Here is a 23,427-nt window from a genome sequence, read left to right on the forward strand (position 1 = left end):
CCATGCCTGCACCATTCGGTCGCAAGCCCGAGGGCGAGAACGAAGGAAGGCGCCCGGCCGGGGCTCCATCGGGGGCGCTAGGCTTCGGACGCACCACCACCGACGGCGTGGGACAGGGCGCGAAGGCGGACCAAGGCGAGGGTGGCAACCGCGGACCGCTGGGCGATGCCGTGCCCACGCTGGCGCTGCCCAAGGGCGGAGGAGCGATGCGGGGGCTCGGCGAGCAGTTCCAGATGGCTGCGTTCACCGGGACGGGCTCGCTGTCGATCCCGGTGGTGACCTCGCCGGGGCGCGGTGGGTTCGGTCCGGGGCTCTCGCTGGGCTACGACTCGGGCAGCGGTAGCGGAGCGTTCGGGCTGGGGTGGTCGCTGTCGCCACCATCGGTGTCGCGCAAGACCGACCGCGGGCTGCCGCAGTACCTCGATGCCGAGGAGTCCGACGTCTTCGTGCTCTCGGGGGCCGAGGACCTCGTGCCCGCGATGGTCGAGAGCGCCGAGGGCTGGGAGCAGGTCGTGCTCGAGCAGGACGGCCACCGCGTGCACCGGTACCGGCCGCGGATCGAGACGGACTTCGCGAGGATCGAGCGCTGGGTGAGCTCGAGCGACGGCAGCAGCCACTGGCGGGTCACCGACCGCAACAACGTGACCTCGTACTTCGGGCGGAGCACCGACAGTCGGGTGGCCCGACCGGGGTATCCGCGGCAGGTGTTTCGATGGTTGCTCGACCGCGTCGAGGACGACCGCGGCAACGTCAGCGTGTACGAGTACGTCGGCGAGGATCTCGCCGGCGTGAAGACGCGCGCGCCGTGGGAGGAGTCGCGGGCGGCCGGCGAGCAGCCGCAGCGGTACATCAAGAGGATCCGCTACGGCAACCGCGTGCCGGTGGCGCTGGGCGAGGTGGTCGACGACGACCAGTGGATGTTCGAGGTGGTCTTCGACTACGGCGACCACGGCGAGGTCGTGCCGAGCTCGGCCGAGGCGATGACCGAGGGGCTGGTCGTGCCCTACGCGCCCGATCGGCCCTGGACGGCGCGGCTCGATCCGCTCTCGACGTGTCGACCGGGGTTCGAGCTGCGTACGCGGCGACTGTGTCGGCGTGTGCTGATGTTCCATCGCTTCGCCCAACTCGGGGCGGGCCCCGTGCTGGTGGCGTCGACCGACCTCGAGCACGATGCGTCCGAGGTGGTCACGCTCCTGCGGGCGGTCAACCACCGCGGCTACGTGCTGCAAGGCGACGGGACCTATCGCGCCGAGGCCACGCCACCCGTGCGCCTCGAGTACACGTCAGCGGAGCTACAGAAGAAGTCGAAGCAGGTGGACGCCGAGAGTCTGCGCGACGTGGCGGGTGGGCTCGATGGCTCGGCGGTGCGGCTGCTCGACTTCGACGCCGAAGGCGTCCCGGGGTTGCTCGTGTCGCGCGGCGGCACGTGGCGATACAAGCGCTCGGAGGGCGGTGGCCGGTTTGGGCGCGCGGTGACGCTGCCGAAGGTGCCCACCACCGCCGGCTCGGCCGCGGCGCAGCTTCTCGACCTCGACGGCAACGGGATGCTCTCGGTGGTGACGCTCGGCGGCATGGCGTCCGGCACGGTGGAGCGCACGCAGGACGGCGGCTGGGGCGAGTTTCGGGCGTTCTCGTCGGTACCTTCGGGCCTCGACGTGCGTACGCTCGAGTCGGCCGACCTCACCGGCGACGGCCTGGCCGACCTGCTCGTCGACCACGGGGATGCCCTGCTGTGGTGGCCGAGCAAGGGTCGCACGGGCTACGGCAAGCCCGTGCGCGTGACCAAGCCTCGCGACGAGGCCAAGGCGCCGCAGATCGTCCACCGCGACCCGCAGGTGCTCGTGGCGTTGGCGGACATGACCGGCGATGGCCTCGCCGACGTCGTCCGCGTGGCCAATGGCCAAGTGGCCTACTGGCCCAACCTCGGCTACGGCCGCTTCGGGGCGCGCGTGGTCATGGGCGGGCTCTCGGGCTTCGAGGCCGAGAACCTCATGCGCGCCGACCGGGTGCGGCTCGCGGACATCGACGGCAGCGGGACCGCAGATCTGGTCTACTTCGATCGCGACGGGGCGCGCGTGTGGCTGAACGGCGCGGGCAATCGCTTCCAGCCACCCGTGCGGATCAAGAGCGTGCCCGCCGTGCATGCCCTCGCACACGTCGACGTGCTCGACCTCGAAGGCCGCGGCACGGGGTGTTTGGTGTGGTCGTCGTCGGCTCCGGGCGACCGGGAGTTTCGGCTGCGGTACGTGCCGCTGCTGCAGACCAAGCCCTATCTCCTCTCCAGCATGACCAACGGGCGTGGCCTCGAGACGCGGCTCTCATACGCGCCATCAACCAGGTTCTACCTGGAGGACCGCGCCGCAGGGCGACCGTGGGTGACGCGGCTTCCGTTCCCCGTGCAGGTCGTCGAGCAGGTCGAGGTCATCGAGCACGTGACCGGCCACCGCATGGTGACCAGCTACGCCTACCACCACGGCTACTTCGACGGGGCCGAGCGAGAGTTTCGGGGCTTCGGGCTCGTCGAGCAGCGCGACGCCGAGGCGTTCGAGGCCGGGCCCGCGCACTCGCTCGACGTGGCGCCCGTGCTCACCAAGACGTGGTTCCACACCGGGGCGTACCTGGGGCGTGAGCGGATCTCCACGCAGCTCGCCGAGGAGTACTGGGCGGGGGATCCCGATGCGGTACAGCTGCCGGATACCACGCTGCCGCCGGGTTTGAAGCCCGAGGAGGCGCGCGAGGCCGTGCGAGCGCTCAAGGGCACCGTGCTGCGGCAAGAGGTGTTCGTAGAGGACGACACGCCGCAGGCTGGGGTCCCCTACTCGGTGGGCGAGCGCAGCTTCGCGGTGCGGCTCGAGCAGCCGCGAGCCGGGCAGCGCCATGCGGTGTTCTTCGTGCACGAGCGTGAGGTGCTGACCTACCACTACGAGCGCGTGGTGGACGACCCGCGCCTTCAGCAGAGCGCCACCCTCGACGTCGATGCCTTCGGCAACGTGCTGCGCTCGGTCGCCGTCGGCTACCCACGGCGAGTCCCTACCCACGCCGAGCAGGGTCAGACATCGGTCGTGTCCAGCGAGGCCGAAGTGGTCAACCAGACCGCCGCGGGCGGGCCATACCGGTTGGGCGTCCCGGTCGAGGCGCGCAGCTTCGAGCTCACCCACCAGGCCGCCGACCCCTTGCAGCCGTGGTCATGGCAGGAGCTGGCGGCCAAGCTCGATGCTGCTCCCGTGGTGGCGTTCGAGGCGGAGGTGCTGCCCACCGACGAGGTGCGGCGCACGCTGTCGGTCCAGCGCTCCTTCTACTACGCCGACGACCTCACGGGTCCCGCTCCGCTCGGGCAGCCCGGGGCAAGGGCACTGCCGTACGAGTCGCGGGCCGCTGCGTTCACGGCCACGCAGGTGACCGCGGTGTTCGGTGCGATGGTCGACGCCAACCTCCTGCAAGACGACGGCGGCTACGTGCTCGACGACGGCCTGTGGTGGACTCGCAGCCCGCGGCAGGTCTTCGACCCCGCGCAGTTCTACCTGCCCATCGCCGCGCTCGACCCCTTCGGCAACCAGACATCAGTCGCCTACGACACCGATGCGCTGATGGTCACGCAGGTCACCGACCCCGTGGGCAACAGCGTCCAGGCCGAGCACGACTACCGCGTGCTCTCGCCGTCGCTCCTCACCGACCCCAACGGCAATCGGGTCGCAGCTGGCTACGACGGCCTGGGACAGCTGCAGCGCACCGCCGCGCTCGGCAAGCTCGGCGACACGGACATGGACTCCTTGCTCGAGCCCACCTCACTGCTCGAGTACGACCTTTGGGCCTGGCACGACCATGGCACGCCGGTCTGGATGCGCACGCAGACCCGCGAGCACCACGGCGCCGACCCGGGCCGGTGGCTGGAGACCTACGCCTACGCCGACGGTCGTGGGCAGACTGTGATGGCCAAGGTCAAAGCCCAGGCCGGCACCGAGGTCTACGACGAGGTGCTGCCCGACCCGGTCGAGCGCTGGGTCGGCAACGGCCGCACGATCCGCAACAACAAGGGCCTGCCCGTGCGGCAGTACGAGCCATTCTTCTCGACGACCTCGGCCTTCGAGGCCGAGGCGGAGATCGTCGAGCACGGCGTGACGCCCGTGCTGCACTACGATCCGCTCGGGCGACTCGTCAGCACCGAGCTGCCCAACGGGACCGCGTCTCACGTCGAGTTCTCGGCCTGGGAGCAGCGCAGCTTCGACCCCAACGACGACGTGCTCGGCTCGGCCTGGCACGCCGAGCGGGTCTCGCTACCGGTCGGCGACCCGCAGCGCCGTGCGGCGCTCTTGACCGAGGCACACGCCGGGACGCCCACCGTCACCCATCTCGACCACCTTGGTCGGGCGTTCCTCGCCATCGAGCACGAACGTGACGCCGGTGGAGTCGACCTCTACTACCAGACCCGGGCCCAGCTCGACGTGCAGGGCAACGTCCTGCGGATCACCGACGCCAACGGCACCCTCGCCGAACAACGCACCTACGGCATGCTCGGGCAAGTGCTGCACACCACCTCGATCGAGGTCGGCGAGCGCTGGGCGTTGACGGACGTGCTCGGGGCACCGCTTCACGCCAACGCCAGCCGCGGCTTCTCTACACGCCACCGCTACGACGCGGCCCGACGGCCCACACACACCTTCGTCACCCGGCCCGATGGCGCGACCTTCACCGCCACCCGCACCGTCTACGGCGAGGCGGCCCCGACACCCACCGCGAGCAACCTCCGCGGTCAGGTCTTCCGGATCTACGACGGCGCCGGTCTGCTCGAGCACGAGGCGTTCGACGTCGACGGCAACCTCGTGCGACAGTCACGACGCTTGGCTGCGGCCTACGACATCACGCCGGACTGGGCGGCTATCGACGACCTGGAGGATCCCGCTGCGATGAACGCTGCGACCACCGGGACGCTGGAGGCCGAGACCTTCTCGACCGAGGCCAGCTTCGACGCCATGGGCCGCCCGGTCACGAAGACCACGCCCGACGCCTCGGTGCTCCACCTCGGCTACGGCGACGCCGGCCACCTCGAGACCGTCGCCGCCAACGTTCGCGGCGACCTCGCCCAGACGAGCTTCGTCACCGACCTTCGCTACAACGCCCGCGGCCAGCGAACCCTCGTCTTGTACGGCAACGGCACCCAGACCGCCTACGCCTACGACCCGCTGACCTTCCGGCTCACCCAGCTTCGAACCGAGCGCACGGCCGACGGTCACCCCCACCAGGACCTCCGCTACACATTCGACCCCGTCGGCAACATCACCGAGATCCGCGACCTCGCACAGCCGGTGGTGTTCACGAGCAACGCGGCCATCAACGCCGACCAGCGCTTCGAGTACGACGCGCTGTATCGCCTGGTGCACGCCGAAGGCCGCGAGCATGAGAGCCAAGGCCAGCCCACGGCCGACGACTTCGTCTCGCGTGCTGCCCCCGAAGACCCCACGGGCCTGCGGGCCTACACCGAGCAATACCTCTACGACGCCGTCGGCAACATCCTGCAGATGCAGCACGCTGCCGTGGGCGGCAGCTGGACACGACACTACGGCTACGACCCCGCCTTGAGCGGCAATCGCCTGCTGGCCACCAGCGCCCCCGGCGATGCTCCCGGCGTCTACAGCCACACCTACGCCCACGACGCCCACGGCAGCATGACCGCGATGCCCCACCTGGCCGCGATCGACTGGGACTGGGCCGACCGCATGCAGTCCGCCGACCTCGGCGGTGGCGGCACGGTGCACTTCACCTACGATGCCGCAGGCCAGCGCGTCCGCAAGATCCGCGTCAATCTAGCTGGAACCTCCACCTGGGAGCGCATCTACCTCGGCGGCTTCGAGCTGTACCGCGAGCACGTTGGCGCCGAGCTCCGGCTCGAGCGACAGACCCTCCACGTCGGCGACGACGCGGGTCGCGTATGCCTGGTCGAGACCAAGACCATCGACGACGCCCTGCCCTTCGCCAACCCCGCGAACATCTCGCGCTACCAGTACGGCAACCACCTCGGCACCGTCGGCCTCGAGCTCGACGAGACCGGGCAGCTCATTTCCTACGAGGAATTCCACCCCTACGGCACCACGGTCTACCGCGCGGTCAACTCGGCCATCGAGGTCAGCCCCAGCCGCTACCGCTACACGGGCAAGGAGCGCGACGAGGAAACCGGCCTCGGTTACCACAGCGCTCGTTTTTACGCGAGATGGCTCGGCCGCTGGACAGCAGCCGACCCGATCGGCCTGGGCGATGGGGCGAACCGGTTCAGATACGTGCGCAACAACCCGGTCGGTTTTGGGGATCCCAGCGGGGAATTCACGGAACCGGCACCGGAGCTCACCCCGCACGATGTGGCCAACAAGAGCGACACAGAGATTAGGTCTCATCCGACATATTTCGACAACGGCATCTCCAGCATCACCTATTATGGTGAAGACCAAGAAGCCACCATCGAATACCAGGATGGGGCGTCGCTAACCGTCTTCACATCAGACATCAGGACGCAACCGAGACCAAGACTCACGCCGGGGACAGTAGCGTTCGGCGTCACCCCCGGGGACGTGGTCGAACCAGAGGTCGAGTCGGCATACGTAATCGATGACGGTTCAAGGCGCATCATCCCGGGGGAGATCAACATCGAAAATTCGCCGATATTCACGGAGATGCTCAAGGAAGCACGCCGTCAGGTTGAGACAGGAACTCGCGAGATCGGCGAAGCTGGCGTGCAGATCTACTCGGATTGGCGTTTCCAGGCGCTAGTCCTTACACCATCTCCGAATCTGCTTCTGCGGCCGACAGCACCGACGCCTCAGGTAAGAACACGTCCAGCCGGACCCGTAATGATAATCGAAGGGGCCGCGGATGCAGCGCACGAGACAGCGCAAGCGATCCGATTTGGGGCGGCAGAGGGAGGCGGCAGGTTCAAGTTCCTTGGAAACTTCAGCCGAGGCATCGAAGGATTCTTCACGCCAGCTGGCACGTCCAAGAGGATTCCAGTGTCGCTGAAGGATTTCAGCGGGACAGGCGCGACCCGAAACATCCTCAAGCGGATCAACAGAAACGCCGCTCAGGTTCGTGCAGCAGGGCACGACGGCGCCGCAATCCTTCATGCCCGGGTACAGGTCACCGCAAATGAAATGGTCTCGTTCATTGACAGGGGTCCCATCAAGAACATGCCAAGCGAAGGTGTGTTCTCTCGCCTCATCTTCGAGTGCCTGGACGGAATCGTGGAAGTCGGCGTCAGCGGAATCATAAGGAGGTAACTCATGAGCGTCGACATAGACATCATCCCACTCACTTCCTCAAGAGTCCCCTGGGCAACCGTGCGTAGCGGTTGGATTCACCGTTTGGGGGAACGAGCTAGAGCGCTACTGGGTGACGATCCTCTGATGCGGCGGCTGGGTGAAGGAACCGTGGTTCCTGGCGGTGAACCTCTGTCTCCCGTCCTGACGTGTTACTTCGAGCTCGCCGTGGAGAACACCCTCTCGCTCACCATACTCCCCAATGAGCCAGAGGACAGCGAGCTCGAATACCTACGAGACTACGGTAGGAATCTGTCTCCAACGGAAGCCGAGGAGCTCGCGCAGCAATGGCGGCGTGTGGGTCACTCTTTCGGCCTGAGTTCCGGTGGAGGGCGATCCCACGACGAACCGAGGATGCTGGTAGCCCTCGCCTGTGCCCTTGCCGACGCAAGCGACGGAAGAGTCATTCTGATGAATGACGGCCTGTTCAGTCTCGGCATCGGCATCTACACCCCAGAGCAATTCGAGCACGCAGAGTGGATCCGCTAGTTCCGGGGATTCGGGCTCGTCGAGCAGCGCGACGCCGACGCGTTCGAGGCTGGGCCTGAGAACTCGCTCGACGTGGCGCCCGTGCTCACCCAAACGTGGCATCCCACCCGCTACTCCAACCGATCCCTCGACCCAGCCATGTCGGGTCGCGGGGGTCGCGGACCACCAGACCAGCTTCGTCACCGACCTGCGCTACAACGCCCGCGGTCAGCGATCCCTCGTCGCCTACGGCCTACGGCAACGGCCTTCACGGCCAAGTCTTCCGGATCTACGACGGAACCCGCCTGTTCGAACTTCGAGCGCGTCGGGCCTGGGGTACTACGACGGTCTCGGTTAGTCTCGGCGCGTGCGTCAATTCCTCCTCGGGCTCTCGTTCTCCGTCGCATTCGTCCTCGGCTGCATGACTGCACAGCACGTGCCCTCGCTCGGCGTGCCTACGGCTACCGCTGCGCATGCGGGTCCGCGCTGGGAGTACACGTGCACGACGTGGCCTTCGACCGGGCTCAACGCCGAGAAGAACGTGCAGTCGCTGGAACAGCACCTCGATCAGCTGGGTGCCGAGGGTTGGGAGCTTGCTTCGATCTCGACGGGCGGCGCTGCGTTCCTCTGCTTCAAGCGACCTGGGTAGGCGCCAAGGGACGAGCGGCAACAAGGAGCTGAGATCATGGACGAGAAGCGACTCATCGAGAAGCTCCGCGCCATCGAGGCCCTGTTCGCCGGAGCCACCACGCCCGGCGAGCGGGTGGCGGCCGACCGCGCGCGACAGCGCATCCGCGAGCGACTCGAGGCATGGGAGCGCGAAGATCCCCCCGTCGAGTACCGCTTCACCATGGCCGACATGTGGTCGCGCAAGGTGTTCGTGGCGCTGTTGCGGCGCTACGGCATTCGGCCGTACCGCTACCATCGCCAGCGGCACACCACGGTCATGGCGAGGGTCTCGCGGCGATTCGTCGACGAGACGCTGTGGCCGGAGTTCCAGCAGATCTCGAGCAGCCTGCGAACCTACCTCGGCGAGGTCACCGAGCGGGTGGTGTCGCAGGTGATCCACGCCGACTCCTCGGAAGCCGAGGTGGTCGCCGAGCCCAAGCAGCTGACGGGGCGCGTGGTGGAGGTGGAGCACAACGACGCGAGCGCGACGGCGAACGAACCCGAGGTGCCGCCCACCGCCGCGCCGCGTACTTCCGCGAGCGTTCAGACCTCGCTCGGGCTCGAGCGCGCAGCCGCGTCGGGTCAGCCGGCCGAGGACGTCCGTGCGGCCAGCACCACCCCGGCCGACCGGGACGACACAGCCAAACGCAAGAAGAAGCGACGACGCTGGCGGTGAAGGTCGCCCGCTTGAGCGGCGCCTGCAGATGCGACCGTGCTTCCCCCCGGTGAGCACTTGGCCGTTCTCGTGGTGGGGGGCCGCGATCGCGCTCCACCGCCTCCGAGACGGCCTCAGCTGACCCCCGCTCTCCTACCCCATCCGCGGTGCCGCGCGGATCGGACTTCGCCGCAAAATCGCCCGGATCTCCACCCACTCACCGAGCTCAGAAAGACGCCAGGAACCGAACCATCTCGGGGGTTTGGGCGGCCAACCCCGCGCTACTCAGTGCGTTCGCCGGACCCCATGGGCAGGTTCGATTCCTGTGCGCCTCCGCCTGTAACTTCATGAATTCCTTGGATTAAATTCGTCGGACGGATCGCCGTTGCCGCTATGTTGCCGTGAATCTGCTCCGTCGAGCAGTTCGACGGCCCGACGGCGGGCGCCCGGGCTGAGGTGGGCGTACCGCATCGTCATCTCGAGCGACGCGTGGCCAAGGAGCTCCTTGACCTCGAGCAGACCCGCCCCGCTCATCACCAAGTGCGAGGCGTAGGTGTGACGGAGGGCATGCCAGCCGATCCGTCGGAGGCCCGCCGCGCGGCAAGCCTTGGCCAGCGCGTGGTCGTGCTTGGCGGCCTTGGTCTTCGACTCGCACTCCCAGCGCTGGAGCATCGAGCCGTCCTGGCGGCTGAACACCAGCTCGCCGCGTGCGTGCTGCTGGTGGGCGCCGAGTAGCTCCACCGCCTTGCGGGGGAGATCGACGACCCGCGACTGGCCGCTCTTGGGCGGGTGCAGCACGTTGACGTCGTCGGCCGCCTGGCGCACGTGGATCCGTGCCGCCACGAGGTCGATGTCGTCCCAGCGAAGGGCCCGGAGCTCGCCGAGCCGTAGGCCGGTCAGCATCGCCGTCGGGATCATCGCGCACCACGGCTGCGGTGCTCGAGCGGCCGCCTGCAGCAGGCGATTGCCTTCCTTGAAGTCCAGGAAGTCGAACGCCGGCTTCTGGGCCTTGAGCCGCCGGATCTTCGGAGGCTGCGTCGTCAGCTCCCCGATCTCCTCGGCGTACCCGAGGATTTTCGAAAGGATGGCGAGCTCCTCGTTGATCGTCTTGGGCGCCACCCCGTCCTTCTTGCGGCGAGCCTTGAAGCTCTCCACGTGGCGAGCGGAGATCTGATCCAGCCGCAGGCGCCCGAGCTCGTCGAGCAGACCACGGCCGAGCGCGCGCCGCTTTTCGCGGACGGTGCTGGGTCGGTTGTTGGTGGTTGCATACGTCTCGATGAAGAACCCGGCGAAGGACGCGAACGTCCGCACCGGCTTGCGCTTCTCCTCCTTCGCGCCGCTCCGAGAGAGCACGGCCGCTCGGACCTCTCGCTCGTACTGCGCCGCCCCCCGCTTGGTCTGCACCGGGCTGACCTTGCGGACCCGGATCCAAGACCCGTCGGGCTTCCTGATGTTGATGTCGATCATCCAGCTTCCGGATGGGATTCGTCGAATGGTCATTGCTTCGTCTCCTGTGTCGGAGGACGAGCAACTTGGCGGGAGAAGGATAGCGTGAGCGCGGGCGAGTGCCGAAGGCAGGGCGGAGATGGCCGCGCGAGGAAGGAGAGCGTCATTCGAGGCGAGCGGAGTAGACTTCTCCGCAGGCTGCGCGAACTTGTACCCGAACAGGCCCACGGCCCCGGGCTCTCCAGCAGCTCCGGGTGCTCGATCAGGAACTCCAGGATGCGGGGGAGGACGTTCTTGACGTCGGACTCGCTGTCCCAGGTGCGCCAGTCCGCCGCGAAGAACTCCATGGTGCGCACGACGTCGACCAAGATCTCGCGAAGGGGACCGAGGTTCGGCGCCGCTCCTCCTCGGTCGGCCCGAAGTCCAAGGTTCACGAACGCGTTGGTGACCCAGGTGTCGGCGCGTGAAGCTCGAGCAGCACGGCGATGAGCTTCACGAGCGCAGCTCGCCCGCGCGCAGGCTTCCCCAACCCTTGACAAGGAGCTCGCAGCGCGGCATCTGCCTCGACAGCTCGCGCAGCTCGGCCTCGGTTCCGGTCTCGTCGTCGACGCACAGGTCGCTTAGCTCGGGCAACCGCGCCAGCGGAAGGAGGGCGGTCGCGGTGATCGAGGTCTCGTGCACCTGCAGGTCCTGCAAGCGCGAGATCGCGAGCAGGTGCGGCACGCCGTCGTCAGTCAGCTGCGGGTTGTCCTTGAGGCGCAAGTGGGTCAGCGCAGGCAGACGTGCGAGCTGGCGCAGGCCGTCGTTCGAGACCCGGGTGCCTTGCAATACGATGTTCTTGAGGGTCGACACCTCGCACAGAAAGGCGAGGCCCTCGTCGTCGATCGGCACGTCGTAGAAGCTCGCGCTCCGCAGCCGGGGCAGCGCACGGAGCCCCCGCACATCTGTCATGTCGTACGGACCGCGATGGCTCCGCGGCCGGAAGTGCTCGGCGGAGACGTCGAGGTGCTCGCCTAGCACGATGATCGGAAAAGGCGAGGCCACGGCCGTAGGATACGGCGATCGGCGCCCGCCGACCAGCCTCCGCTCGCCAGCCCCCTTGGCTCGCCATCTGCCCTTGACGCCGCCCGGGCGCGGGATCATTTGCGCGGCCGGGATGCTCAATCGCGATAGACTGCCGGAGGCGAACGAGCATGCGACCAGACTACCGGGGAGCCCGCGGATCAAACGCAGGAGACGATTTCCACGAGCTTTGGGCGCTCTACCGCAGCCTTGAGCTCCTGGACCCGAAATCAGACCTCTTGGAGGTCACCGTCGAAGGCGTAGCGCCAGACGACGAGGCGGGCACGACAAGCAGTCAGTGGGATGGTGTCGACTGCGCTTTCTACCGCGGAGATCGAACAACAGGCAACATAGCAGGAATCGAAATCGAGCAGCTGAAATACTCGGGCGCGTCCCCGTCGACGCAATGGACCGTATCCGCGCTCTGCTCCACATCGAAGAGTAAGCGAAGCGTGCTTGGACGGCTCGCAGAAGTCTTCGGCGCGATCGCCGACAAGTACCCAGAGCTAGCGCGCGATGGGGGCATCGTTGTGCGACTCGTCAGCAACAGACCCGCGTCGCAAGACCTTCTCGACGCCATGCTCGCTGACGACGCGGCCGCCCGACTCCCATCGGACCGGGCGCAGGCCCGGTCCGAGAACCGCCGGCAGTTGCGTGGAGCAGCACGACTGCCCACAAACCGAATACAACAGTTTATGGCGGCGCTCGACTCTTCCGGCTACGGACGGTCTTCGCGGTTCGAGATCGAGTCGAAGTGTGTCGAACTGATCTCCGGTTCGACGTGGTGGGACGCGCGACCGACAACCGACGCCCTTCTCAGATTGATCGCGAATCGGATGGGCCCCGAGGGCAACGGCAAGACCATCACATACCTTGACCTCTACACGGCCCTCGGCTTCGCGGATCCTTCGCTGCTGTTCCCGTGCCCCCCAAAGTTCCGAGACACAAAGACTCTCGTTGAACGGCGATGCGCGGAGACGATCGGGGAGCGACTGCGCGAAGGAGCACGTCGTGTCTGCATCCACGGCCCCGCCGGCTCGGGGAAGACCACTTTGGTACGGCTCATTGAGAATCGGCTTCCAAAGGGGTCCGCAGCAGTGCTCTACGACTGCTACGGAGAAGGCGACTACCTCCAGTCCACATCGCGGCGCGACATAGCGAGCGACGCGTTCATGCAGATCTGCAACGAACTCGCAGAGCAGTTGCACTTGCCATTGTTGCTGACCGACAACGTGAATGCCCGAACCCTGGCGAAGCGAGTCGAACTCGCGGCAAGTGCGCTCCAAGCTCGAGATCCGGATGCGGTTCTTCTAATCGCCATCGACGCGGCGGACAACGCTCTCGCTGCCGCGAAGAGGCGCACGTCGGGGGAAAGGAGCTTCGTTCGTGAACTAATCGACCTCGGTAAGCTACCCGATAACGTGCGTTTGATGGTCACGTGTCGTGGTTCGCGACTCGCAGATCTCAACCTGCCCGACGATTGGCTGAAACTGGAGATTTCGGTCTTCGATCTACGGGAAACGAAGAAGCACGTCCAGCTACGGTATCCAACTGCCGCCGCCAACGACGAGTGGCTTCGCGAGTTCCATGCGCTTACCCACGGAACTCCGCGGGTGCAATCGTACGTATTCGACGAAGCTGCGAAGTATGACCAGGATCCGATTCTCCTTCTGCAACCCGATGGAAAGACGCTCGATGCGCTATTTGAGGAACGGCTCGAGGAGGCGGCCAATAAACATGGTGAAGGGAGCGACTTTGCGAACTTTTGTGCGTCCCTCGTGCAGCTTCCTCGCCCTACTCCTGCGCGAGTGGTGGCAGCCACGACCGGACTCCAGGAGTTGCAGGTCATGGACATTTGCCACGACCTGCAACCGGCTGTTGTCATCGATGGGCAGGATATCGGCCTTGCCGACGAGGATTTCGAGGATTTCCTTCGGGTGCGCGGAACACCGGCAGAGGCCACTACATACGCCAGCTTCGCCAACTACGTCCTCGCCAACCACGCCAGCGATGCCTACGCAGCGACGCACCTTCATTTCGCGTTGATTGCGGATGGGCGCGAGCGCGAGCTACTCGCTGTCGTGCAGGGCGCGGAGCGCCTCGACGCGCTCAAAGATCCTGTCCTGCGTCGCCGGACTCAGCTGAGCAGGTTGCAGACCGCTATGCGCTGTGCGCAAGACTTGGACGATCCGGCTGAAGCGGCGCTCACCTTGCTTCTTGGCGCGCACGCACTGCGGAGCGGACGGACGATCAACCGAGCCCTCTCCGACAACCCCGATCTTGCTGTGGCGTTCTTCGAGGATTCGATTCGTCACGAGGTTCTGCGCGATCCACAACAAATCGCTACCCATGGTGAGATTCTCTTGCACAGCCTCGTGAACGCCGCAGAACGGCGAAGCAGGCATGACTACTTGCACGGCTACCAGCACTTCGTCGCGTGGCTCAAGCGTCGCGAAGTAGAAACTTCGAGCGAGTCGGGTCACGGCAGATCTTGGCCAATCAGTGACCGCGCTGTTCTGGCGAACATTGAGGCCGTCTTGGAGTTCGAAGGACCCGAGGAAGCCGTGGATGCCCTTCTGCGTTGGAGGCCTCCGGTCCTCCAGGCCACTGTCGCAATCGGTCTGTCGTGCAGGCTGGCCACGCGAGGGAAATTCGATATGCTTCGCAATTTGGCCGACGCAGGAGCCAGAAAAACGCCATGGAACGCGATCCCGTTGATCGCGTTGGCCCTCGCCGGACAAGCCGTCGATCCACACCGACTAGGCAAGCTCCTCCGCCTTATCGCCCGCTTTCCATTGGTTAACTACTCCCGCTTTGTCGAATCGTACGGAGACCAAGAGACTCAGAACCGGATTCTCGAGTTCCTCCTCTCTGGTGCCGAGATCGCTCTAGCCCTTGGCTGCAGGGTCACCGATGTGGACCCGCTGCTGCGCATCCTGTCTGCCGAGCAACTCCGAGGTGTGAGCCAGATGTCCTCCGTCGCGTCGAGCGCGGCGTTTGACGCCAGTGCACGCGCGGTAGCACTGCGAGAAGCACTCGATGGCCGAGCCTTGGACACCGAAACCTATTGGATGAAGGGTGAGCGGACGCCTTCCGACCGCGCCGAACGGCAAGCACAGGCTCGTCGGGAGGAGGAGGTTCGGCGATTCTACGCCCCATACCTTGCGTTATATCGCCTCCGCGCCGCAATCATCCTCGGGTCGGCGTCGCCGGACGCGTTGGAAGTTGATGGCGATAGGCTCTTGGCTGAGCTGGACGCAGCAGAGCGCAACACAGCGAAGGAGTACTGGGCTAGAGTTCTTCGCGCGCGACTAGCAACTGCGTTGATTCGACTAGCAGGTCGTCCTGGCTTGGATCCCCTCGCCTGCATGCGGCTGGCGTTGGCTACTGCTTCAGGAAAAGGGGACGACTTCGAGGCGCCAGAGAAGGATTGGTGGAGAGCAGCGGGACTACAGGTCCCGCTTCACGGAGAGCTGATCTCGCACGTGGGGGCGCGCGCCAAAGCGGTCGCCGGCGCCCCGGCCCCGGCGACCGCTAGAATCGCTGCTCTCACCGATTTCGCACGAGTACTGCTCCCGTTCAGCCAGGACGATGCCGAGGCGATTTTCACGGATGCTCTGGAGCTAGGTGGCGATACCGACGCCGACGATGTTCATGAACTCACGGCGCTTGCCGCCGCCGCCGTGACTGGTAGGGCAGGACTCGATGACAAACTCCGCGGACAAGTCGCACGTCAGCTTGCACAGGTTGTGGCAAAGGTAGCAAAGAAGCTCCCGGACGACTTCCCCTGGCATACAGCGGTGCGGGCTATCGCTGTCACTCGTGTCGCCGATGCGCTTGCCGCTATTGGTCGATGGCACGATGAGGGAACGGTTTCCCTGGACGATACACTCCCATCTGCGATCCAGGCAGCCCTGTCGACAGGTCAGATGTCGGGCACCGTGGCCTGCAGCCTTGTGCCCCTTCTCTCGAATCCGGGATCGCTGTTGATTAAGGATATCGCGTCCTCCGTTGTCATTGCTGATGAATCCACACGACGGCGAGTCGCAGCACAGTTGGCCCACCACGAACTCATCGAGAAGGTCGAGCCACGGGAAGCCGTCACGCGAGCGGTACTTGGCCTGTGTTCCGCTCCGGCGAACGAGCCCCAGGTCGAGGCACTCGCACGAACGGCCGATTACTATCGAAAGATTTTGGCCTTGGAGCCGCGTTCCAGTTCCAAACCAGCAGGACAAGAGCACACGTCCGCGGGCTACCACACCGATGCTCCGAATGCCAATGCCGCTGCCATGGAGCCCGATGCAGAGTCGATTCGTCGGTGTCTCGACGGGGCGATCGCCGAGGCGGAGGCTAGGAACGACTATGTGCGCACCTCCACCCATCTCGCCAACCTCCGTCGGTCTGTCACCGTGAAGGACCGCGCGCGTTTCCTGGACGGCATCCGCACCCTGGCCAGCGATGCGACCTACGAGCATAACACGGCGATGGTGGAAGAACTCTGCAAAAGCGTGAGGGATTGGTTTGACGGTTCCCCCGCCGTCCGTCGCTGGTGCGCCGACCGACTCATGACGCTAGTCGAGGATTCGCTGCCGCGTTTTGCAGAGTACTACGACGGACACCTTGACCTTGCGGAGCTGTTGAACCGGTCCACGGCACCAGGGGACGCGTTGTCCCGAGCGCTGCTCCGCGGCCTCTCTCGCCACGCCGGCACGCTAACAGCACGCTCTCTCTATGAACTGGTCGCACTCTGGCTCGAACGATGTAGTGCCAAGACCGCGGCTGCCGTGCTCTTGAGGTTCGTCGATACACTGGCAGAACGACAAGGGTTAGTGCCCATGAGTTCCGCCGCCCCCGCAAGTCACGAGCCCTCAACAGAGGTCGCGACTTCCCGCTTTCTGTTCGCGATGCTCGGCGACACCGACAGTCGCATACGATGGCGCAGTGCGCACTCGCTTCGATGGGCCGCGACACTTGGCGAGCACTCGGTCGTGCAGCAGGTGCTGGACCGATATCACTGTCGGGCCGAGGATGAGTACCGCGACTCCGGCGCCCCCTTCTTTTGGCTCGGAGCGAGACTTTGGCTCCTGATCGCCGCGGAACGAATCGCGCTCGATCGCCCTGGACTGCTGCACCCCCACGCGGAACTGCTCAAGCGAATTGCGAACGACCAGTCCTTGCCTCACCTGCTTCTACAGCGCTCCGCTCGAAGGGCCCTCGCGCTACTGAAACCCGGGACAGACGGACCGGCCGACGACAATGCGTCGCCTGAAGGCAGCCGAGCAAACGACGCGAGCGCGACATCTCCATCTCATGAAGAACTCCAAGTTGGACCGCGCCGTTTCGACTTTGACCCGATGGACACGATACCGTACTGGTACTCTCCAGCGTCGGACCGGATAGGCCTCCGCCAGGATGAGTTCTTGGCCAAGGCGGAACGCTGGATCGTGAACGAATGGGGGTTTACAGACGCACAGCGCAACGCCGCCTACGCCCGAATCAGCCGCCGCATAGGTGGGAACCGCTACGATCTATGGGCCCATCGGCACGGCGATCAGCCCATCGTGGAACTCTGGGAAACGCATCTCGAGTGGCACGCGATGTGGTGTGTATTGGGTTCTCTCGCTACCAACGCCGACAATGGTCTAGGCGAACGTGGCACCGTCGATGACTTCGCAGGCATCGAAGAGTTGTCAGCCCCACCGTACTGGCTCGCGGATCTCCTCGGCCCCGTACCACTGGAGGACGCCATGAGGGCGCCTCCACGAAACGATTTAGTCCTGTGGGGGAGCGACGCTGCTGCGTCTGACTTCACCGGCGAAATCGGTATCGAGGGCGAATGGGTCACGGTCTATGCATCGTATTCGGTCGAATCGGAGAGTTCGCTCTCGTGCGCCGTGGCCTCGGCTCTTGTTGCGCCGGACACTGCGCCCGCTCTCGTACGAGCCCTGCAAACAGCGGAGCACTTCGCGCATTATCGACTCCCACCTGCTGGAAATAGGCTCGAGTTCGACAACCCGCCATACCGCCTTCTCGGATGGCTGGACGACACATCAGGCGCTAGCATCGGCATCGATGGGCTCGATCCGCTGGCGCACGGCCACCGGCCTCCACCTATCGAGCCATCAGCCGACACTTGTGCGGCTCTGAACCTCGAGAAGAGGTCCGGTCGAAACCAATGCTGGCGCGATGCTGTAACGTCGGAGCGCGTGTTCGAACTCCACTCCTGGAGCAGCCGGCCTGCGAAGGGCAGCAGTCCACCAGGATACCGTGACAACCGGGGCTCCGATGGATTCCGGCTCGTCGTGAGGCGGAAACAACTGCTGGAGTTCCTACGGCAACGGGGCTTGGACTTGATACTCGAGGTGCGATTCGACCGACGGAGCAGAGCGTATGACCAACGATCCTACGGCAACGACGAAGAAGTCACAGAGTCCCAAGCCCGGAAAATCCTCCTTCTCCGACGGGACGGCACCGTGGAAGACGAAGCCGGACGCGTTGGAACTGGGGAAATATCTGGTCCATGAGCTTGGCTTGGAGAACGGTTCCGACACGCTCGCGAGGTGGATGGCGCACCACGTCGCCGAGCTCATTCTGACTGCTGAAACCGCCGACGTGGGTAGCGCCGCGAGAGCAGACGCAGAACACCGCGCGACGGAGACCGTGCTACGAATCTGGGAACACAGGCGAGCGCTACCCGGGAACGCCGATCCGTTGCGCCGTTATGAGAAAGTGGTGTCCATGTTGGAGCGCGTTCGCCCGGGTAGTTCCGTCTTCCATACGATCGATCTCCCTACGCCGCTGCGCCACGCACGCTCAGTCGTCGACCAACTGAGTCGAGTCGCAATCGCGCTGGTTATCCCGGCCTTGTCGCTGCCGGAAGATGCCCCGCCAGAGGTAGCGACCGAGTCCCTATCCGAGGAAGAGCAACGCCTTCTTGACGACCTCTCTGAGTGGATAACGATTGCCAAGGCGCAACCCTACGAGGGTCTCGCAGATCGACTTGAAGACCTGCTTTGCGGCGCGGATGTGGATGTCGAGAACTCCATGGAGACGAGTAGTGCGCCCCAGTCCCAAGCAGCCGCGACTGCAGAAGGGAATACTTGGGCAACCCTTCTGTCCATGCTTGATGAGGCATTGAAAGGCCTAGCAACCGTCCGCGACGGACTAGCATCACTTGCCGAACAAGATGCCGCCCAACCATCGGGGCGGGCCGACACCGAAACGGAGGAACCGAGCTAGCGGAAGCTCGAGGGACCGCCGCCTCACGACCCACGTTCGACCGACGAAGGCAGTGCACGGTGCACGGGGCGGACCCCGGACCTAGTGTACCGACCCGCGCTATGCACGGGGCTTCGTCCCGCGCTTGGGGACCAGGCCCAGCGCGGCGGCGAGGTTGCGGTAGACGACGACGAGACAAGACGCGGGCGACTGTAGCAGTGCGGAGATGAGTGGCCGTTGGCGCCCCATGGGCAGCGCGAGAGCTGGAATTGGCGGTGGTGGTACCGGGGGTACCGGCAGCAGATGAGGCCGTCGGAGCACGACCGAGGCAGGCTCGACTCCTACCTCTCCCTCAAGGCCGGGCGGTGACGTAGACGTGCTTCCAACGCTTGGCCCGAAGCGCGTGAACCCACGTCCACGAGCCCTCGTCGCGCAGCCCCGGCGGGATGTTGGGATTGGTCTGCTCGACGTCGAAGGTCACCAATGGGGAGGTCATGCTTCCGAACGTGGCCAGCGCGTCCAAGGCCGCGTGTGCGGCCACGAGGGCCTCGGGGTCCCGATGCTCCTCGCGGATCTTCATGTCGAGCACGAAGACCGGATCCCCGCTGACCAACAAGCCGAACTCGGCCTCGAACCAGTCATAGAAGTCCTCGTCGTAGCCGGTACCGTCGAGCAGCGCGCCCGCGAGATACTCGTGGTCGCCGGTCAACGCGTCCATCTCCATGTTCGCGTCGGCTTCACCCAAGAAGGGCTTGGCGATGCGGATCGTCCCGGCCTTCACGTAGTGCGCGCCCTCGTCGCTCTCGTCGTGGTCGTCGGGAAGCTCGTTGCGCGCGACCATGATCGTGCCGATGGCGCTCACGACCGCGACCTCGATCTCCCGCCGGGCGTCCCACCGCACCTCCACCGGTGAATTCATGTACCAGCGGGGGTCGCGTTGGTCGGGGGGAAACAGGACTTCGTCGCTGTCGCGCATGCCGGACTACGATAGCGCAGCCTCGGGCTTGGACCGCTCGACGGTGAAGGTTCGAAGTGTTGCCCCGGGGAAGGATGATCTGCTGGGCCGGTCGACGCGGAGCACGGTCGCGATCACGCCTTGGGTCGCCCCGAGCGCCTCGGTGCCGCCGCCCCTTCGACCGGGGCGAGCCGCCCGTAGAAGTACCACTCCCCGTCCACGAACCGCATGCGGGGATCATCCAGCCGCGACCGCACCTGCTCGATGATCTCCCGTTGCTGCACCACCGGCAGATCGGGCTCGTAGCTCCACTGCACCCCGTACCGGATCACGAATTCGTCCGCGAGGTATCGTCGCAACCGCAGCGGCAGCGCCATCGACAGCACGTCGAGGTCCGTATGCGGCCCTGCCAGCCTTCCGAGCCGATGCCGTTGCCCTGGCCGCAGCCGCTGGCCGTGCTCCGCCAGCCACCGCTCCCATAGCACCGGCTCGATGCTGATCCCGGAGCCCGCCAATGCCGTCCATGCCCGGTCGTCGACCGCCTCGTTCTCCATGTCGTCCTCCGTCTCCAGGCGCGCCCCGGTGAGCAGGAACAGTCCGAGAGCCGCCGCCTCGGCATGTGTCCCCGTCCGAAGCTGCTCGACCAGCACCTCGAGCCCGCGCGGATCTCCGAAGACTCCCAACCCCACCAACGCCTGCGCCGGCTCCTCACCCCGCGCGGCCTCCATCAGCCACGCCCCCATGGCCGGCCCGCCGCCCATCGCCACCGGCAATGCGGCCCATGGCGCGCGCTTGCGATGGGCGAGTCGATCGAGCACCGACGCGTCCCCGCTCCGTAGCGCTGCCACGGCCGCCGCCCGAGCCACGACCGGCTCGCCACAGCGCACCGCGGCCAGCACCGCACCCGGCACCGTCCCGGGTAGCTGCCCCAACGCCCGCAGCACCGCCGGACGATCGGCACACTCCCGCCCCGCCGCATCCCGCAGCTCGTCGGCCGCCGCGGCCCACCCTCGCGCCCCCACGCACGTCGCCAACACCGACGCCACGTGCGGCCCGGCGTCCCGCAGCGCCTCCGCCACGAGCGCCGTCGCACCGCCGGCCAAGTGGTGCACCAGGGCATCCGTCACCGCCTGCCGCAGCGAAGCCGTGGCCCGCTCGTCGGTCGACTCCTCGCACCACACCTCCACTTCGAGCAACGCGACCCGAACGATCGAAAACTGGTGGAGCCGACACGCCAACGCCACCCACGCGTAGAAGGTCCACGGGTCCGCCGGGGCCGCGTCGATCAACGCCACCCCCAGGGCCGCCGAACCACCGCGCTCGAGCATCCGCAGATGTTCGTCGACCCGCGCCTCGACCTCGGCCAGCTCGTCGAGCGTGGCCTCCCAGCCGCATAGCCACTGCTGCCGCAGGTCGTAGAGCCCGCCCACCATCCGCAGGTGCTCGCGATACGGCTCCAACATCTGCCCCGCTCCGCCCATGCTCACGAGCCCTCCACCTTCGAGTCTCGGATTCCACGAAGCGCCCTTCGCGTGGTCCCGAGGTTCTTGGCCGCCTGCGTCACGTTGCTTCCCTCAGCTGCGAGCATGAGCCCGACGACCCATCGATCGACCACGCGGTGGATCTCGCGGTGCGTCGCCCGTCGCTCGAGCAGCTCGGCCAACGACGGTCCCGCGGGTATGCCCCGCACCGGCTCGGAGCTCGCCAGCTTCGCCATCAATGCTCCGACCGCTGGACGACGCACCGCTGCCCACCGCTGGCGAAGCCTCCTGCGACTGATCTCGAGCCGGTTGGCGGCGTGGGTGATGTTCCACTCGCATGCGACGAGGACTCGCCCGAGCACCCATCGGTCGACGATGACCTTGATCTCTCGCCGCGTCGCTCGTCCAAAGAACCGGCCGAGCTCGGGCTCGGGCTCTTCGGAGACCTCGGGCTCTTTGGAGACCTCGGGCTCTTTGGAGACCTCGGGCTCGGGGTTGCAATGTCCCCGGAGCCCCAGGGACCCAGGGAGTTTCCCGGCGATCACGACCCGCGACACGACCGCCTCCACCGTGGTCCCGGCGCACTGCGCCAGCTCCCGTACCTTCATGCCCTCGACCAAGCGCACCACTTTGTGGAGGTCGATCACGAGCTCGCCCTGCATCTTGGGCCTGCTGGCTGGGCGTCGTGCAGCCGTCACCGCGTCCCCTCCTCGTGCGACTCCGGATGGCTCCGGTCGGCGGCGCAATCGGCCTCGCCCACCGACTGCCTCTTTGCCTTCGGTCGCCCAACGCCCAACGCCTCGAGCATGGGAGCGAAGTGGGGATTGTTCAGCTTCCATCGACGAACGTGCTCCCGGAACGTCCTGCGACCCGCGCCAACGCTCATGGCGCCGTGCGTGACGTTCCCTGCTGCATCGAGCAACGCGGTCATGCATGCGAGGGAGCCGATGCATTCGAGCAACTCGGCAAGCTTGCGCGGGTCCGAGTCGAGCCCCAGCACTTTGCGGCCGAGTGCATCCCACTGCGCCCGAAACTCCGCTTTCATGTCGAATGGCCTCGTGACCACCGGCCGGTCCAGGTGGCCCTCGATGAACGTCAGCTCCACCGGCTGCCCGACCATGGCGGACTCGACCGGCACGGTCGCGAGCGCTTTGCATCGCAGGCATTCACCATTGGGCGCGACCAACTCCACCACGACCTCGCCGTCCTGCGAGACCTCGACCACGGTGCCCACCAGCGGCTCGAACTGGAGCGTGGGTTCGCAACCCTTCGCTGCGCTCGACTCCTCGAGTGACTCTTCGTTCATCGCTCACCTCTCTTGCCCGGCGACCAGTGCAAGAAGGCCACCGCAGGCATCGGGATCAGCGTGGGGCTCGACTCCAGCCAAAGACGCAGTCGCTTGCGGATGGCCAACCGGCTGGTTCCGAGCCACGTCGCCGCGAACGTCAGGTTCCCCTGGTTCTCGACCACCGCCCAGACGGCGACCAGCACGCCACCCTCGCGGATGATCTCCACGAACTTGGGTGGGCACTTGGGCTTGCGCACGAACACCCGCTCACCAAGCGTCTTCCAGCGTCCCGTCAGCTCGGCATGCCAGTCGTGTCCCAGCTCTGGATCCGTCGTCTTCACGTCCCCGCCGAGGATCTTCATCACCATCGAGATCGCAGTATCCAAGCTCCCATCCCTTTCCTGCTCGTCAGTTGAGCTCGATCTTCTCCGCCACTGATGCTCACCGCGCCTACCGTCACGATGTCGATGCGGCTCGCCGCTCTGCACGCAGCTTGGCCCGTCTGGCTCGGTGCCTGGCGTTGTCCTTCTCCCGAGCTTCCGCCCGCTTCGCCTCCTGTTCGGCCGACAAGTGGATCCCACGCTGTCGCTTCGGATGCTTCGGCCGATCCGGGACGTGCTGCGGGTGCCGCTGCGCCCAGATCTCGACATGGGCGCGCAGGACCTTGCGGCTCGTGCCACGGCGTGCGGCGGCTCTCGTGATGCTCCCTTGCTCGCGGTGCCAGGCCACTACGCAGGCGAGGATCTTCAGCTCCTCGCACAACTGCGCCAGCTTGCGCCCGCTCGGCTCGTGCCCCAGCACGTCCTGCTCGATGGCCTTCAACTGGCGCTCGACCTCCACCCGCCACGCCTCGATCTCCGCTTCCATGTCTTGCCTCCCTCGTG

At 66.1% G+C, this 23,427-nt stretch carries 14 protein-coding genes; 6 read left to right on the forward strand and 8 right to left on the reverse strand.

Features of this window, described 5'->3' with window-relative positions; all coding sequences use genetic code 11:
• The first annotated feature begins 2 nt into the window (after positions 1 to 2).
• The 4 genes from OEB96_RS03220 (at position 3) to OEB96_RS03235 (ending at position 9,114) form a co-directional block, all read left to right on the forward strand.
• Complete coding sequence (locus OEB96_RS03220; RefSeq protein ID WP_266213938.1) at positions 3 to 7,262, forward strand: SpvB/TcaC N-terminal domain-containing protein; 7,260 nt, start codon at positions 3 to 5, stop codon at positions 7,260 to 7,262.
• Between the two features lie 207 nt (positions 7,263 to 7,469).
• Positions 7,470 to 7,790, forward strand: a complete 321-nt coding sequence (locus tag OEB96_RS03225; protein ID WP_266213939.1) for a hypothetical protein — start codon at positions 7,470 to 7,472, stop codon at positions 7,788 to 7,790.
• A gap of 346 nt (positions 7,791 to 8,136) precedes the next feature.
• Entirely contained in the window at positions 8,137 to 8,418 is a 282-nt protein-coding gene (locus OEB96_RS03230; RefSeq protein WP_266213940.1) for a hypothetical protein, read from the forward strand.
• 36 nt (positions 8,419 to 8,454) lie between these two features.
• Positions 8,455 to 9,114: a hypothetical protein gene (locus OEB96_RS03235; RefSeq protein WP_266213941.1), complete on the forward strand. Its 660-nt coding sequence runs from the start codon at positions 8,455 to 8,457 to the stop codon at positions 9,112 to 9,114.
• A gap of 324 nt (positions 9,115 to 9,438) precedes the next feature.
• Here OEB96_RS03235 and OEB96_RS03240 read toward each other — a convergent pair whose 3' ends face one another.
• A complete protein-coding gene (locus OEB96_RS03240; protein ID WP_266213942.1) occupies positions 9,439 to 10,593 on the reverse strand; it encodes a tyrosine-type recombinase/integrase in 1,155 nt (384 codons plus the stop codon).
• 438 nt (positions 10,594 to 11,031) lie between these two features.
• On the reverse strand, positions 11,032 to 11,583 hold the full coding sequence (locus OEB96_RS03245; RefSeq protein ID WP_266213943.1) for a leucine-rich repeat domain-containing protein: 552 nt from the start codon (positions 11,581 to 11,583) through the stop codon (positions 11,032 to 11,034).
• A 149-nt stretch (positions 11,584 to 11,732) separates the two neighbouring features.
• On the opposite strand from OEB96_RS03245, the gene OEB96_RS03250 reads away from it, so the two are divergent.
• Positions 11,733 to 18,125 carry an ATP-binding protein gene (locus tag OEB96_RS03250; RefSeq protein ID WP_266213944.1) on the forward strand — a complete coding sequence of 2,131 codons (6,393 nt, stop codon included), beginning with the start codon at positions 11,733 to 11,735 and terminating at the stop codon, positions 18,123 to 18,125.
• Positions 18,097 to 18,840: a hypothetical protein gene (locus OEB96_RS03255; protein WP_266213945.1), complete on the forward strand. Its 744-nt coding sequence runs from the start codon at positions 18,097 to 18,099 to the stop codon at positions 18,838 to 18,840. Before OEB96_RS03250 ends, OEB96_RS03255 begins: the two co-directional genes overlap by 29 nt.
• 331 nt (positions 18,841 to 19,171) lie before the next feature.
• Here OEB96_RS03255 and OEB96_RS03260 read toward each other — a convergent pair whose 3' ends face one another.
• The 6 genes from OEB96_RS03260 to OEB96_RS03285 all read right to left on the reverse strand — a co-directional run bounded on the left by OEB96_RS03260 (position 19,172) and on the right by OEB96_RS03285 (position 23,410).
• The gene (locus OEB96_RS03260) at positions 19,172 to 19,795 is read right to left on the reverse strand and encodes a hypothetical protein (protein ID WP_266213946.1); all 624 of its coding nucleotides are present in this window, start codon (positions 19,793 to 19,795) and stop codon (positions 19,172 to 19,174) included.
• A gap of 113 nt (positions 19,796 to 19,908) precedes the next feature.
• Entirely contained in the window at positions 19,909 to 21,261 is a 1,353-nt protein-coding gene (locus OEB96_RS03265; RefSeq protein WP_266213947.1) for a hypothetical protein, read from the reverse strand.
• The gene (locus tag OEB96_RS03270) at positions 21,258 to 21,953 is read right to left on the reverse strand and encodes a helix-turn-helix domain-containing protein (protein WP_266213948.1); all 696 of its coding nucleotides are present in this window, start codon (positions 21,951 to 21,953) and stop codon (positions 21,258 to 21,260) included. The genes OEB96_RS03265 and OEB96_RS03270 overlap by 4 nt, the downstream gene beginning before the upstream one ends.
• On the reverse strand, positions 21,950 to 22,489 hold the full coding sequence (locus OEB96_RS03275; protein WP_266213949.1) for a DUF6484 domain-containing protein: 540 nt from the start codon (positions 22,487 to 22,489) through the stop codon (positions 21,950 to 21,952). Before OEB96_RS03275 ends, OEB96_RS03270 begins: the two co-directional genes overlap by 4 nt.
• A gap of 68 nt (positions 22,490 to 22,557) precedes the next feature.
• A complete protein-coding gene (locus OEB96_RS03280) occupies positions 22,558 to 22,911 on the reverse strand; it encodes a hypothetical protein (protein ID WP_266213950.1) in 354 nt (117 codons plus the stop codon).
• 88 nt (positions 22,912 to 22,999) lie between these two features.
• The gene (locus tag OEB96_RS03285) at positions 23,000 to 23,410 is read right to left on the reverse strand and encodes a hypothetical protein (protein WP_266213951.1); all 411 of its coding nucleotides are present in this window, start codon (positions 23,408 to 23,410) and stop codon (positions 23,000 to 23,002) included.
• Positions 23,411 to 23,427 lie beyond the last annotated feature (17 nt).

Origin of the sequence: Paraliomyxa miuraensis, from assembly GCF_026337845.1 — a bacterium.
GTDB classification, from domain to species: domain Bacteria; phylum Myxococcota_A; class Polyangia; order Nannocystales; family Nannocystaceae; genus Paraliomyxa; species Paraliomyxa miuraensis.

Bases quoted from the DNA above. Each gene is read 5' to 3' on its own strand.
- OEB96_RS03220 (WP_266213938.1), top strand. From the start codon at position 3: ATGCCTGCACCATTCGGTCGCAAGCCCGAGGGCGAGAACGAAGGAAGG.
- OEB96_RS03235 (WP_266213941.1), top strand. From the start codon at position 8,455: ATGGACGAGAAGCGACTCATCGAGAAGCTCCGCGCCATCGAGGCCCTG.
- OEB96_RS03240 (WP_266213942.1), bottom strand. From the start codon at position 10,593: ATGACCATTCGACGAATCCCATCCGGAAGCTGGATGATCGACATCAAC.
- OEB96_RS03250 (WP_266213944.1), top strand. From the start codon at position 11,733: ATGCGACCAGACTACCGGGGAGCCCGCGGATCAAACGCAGGAGACGAT.
- OEB96_RS03260 (WP_266213946.1), bottom strand. From the start codon at position 19,795: ATGCGCGACAGCGACGAAGTCCTGTTTCCCCCCGACCAACGCGACCCC.
- OEB96_RS03280 (WP_266213950.1), bottom strand. From the start codon at position 22,911: ATGGTGATGAAGATCCTCGGCGGGGACGTGAAGACGACGGATCCAGAG.
- OEB96_RS03285 (WP_266213951.1), bottom strand. From the start codon at position 23,410: ATGGAAGCGGAGATCGAGGCGTGGCGGGTGGAGGTCGAGCGCCAGTTG.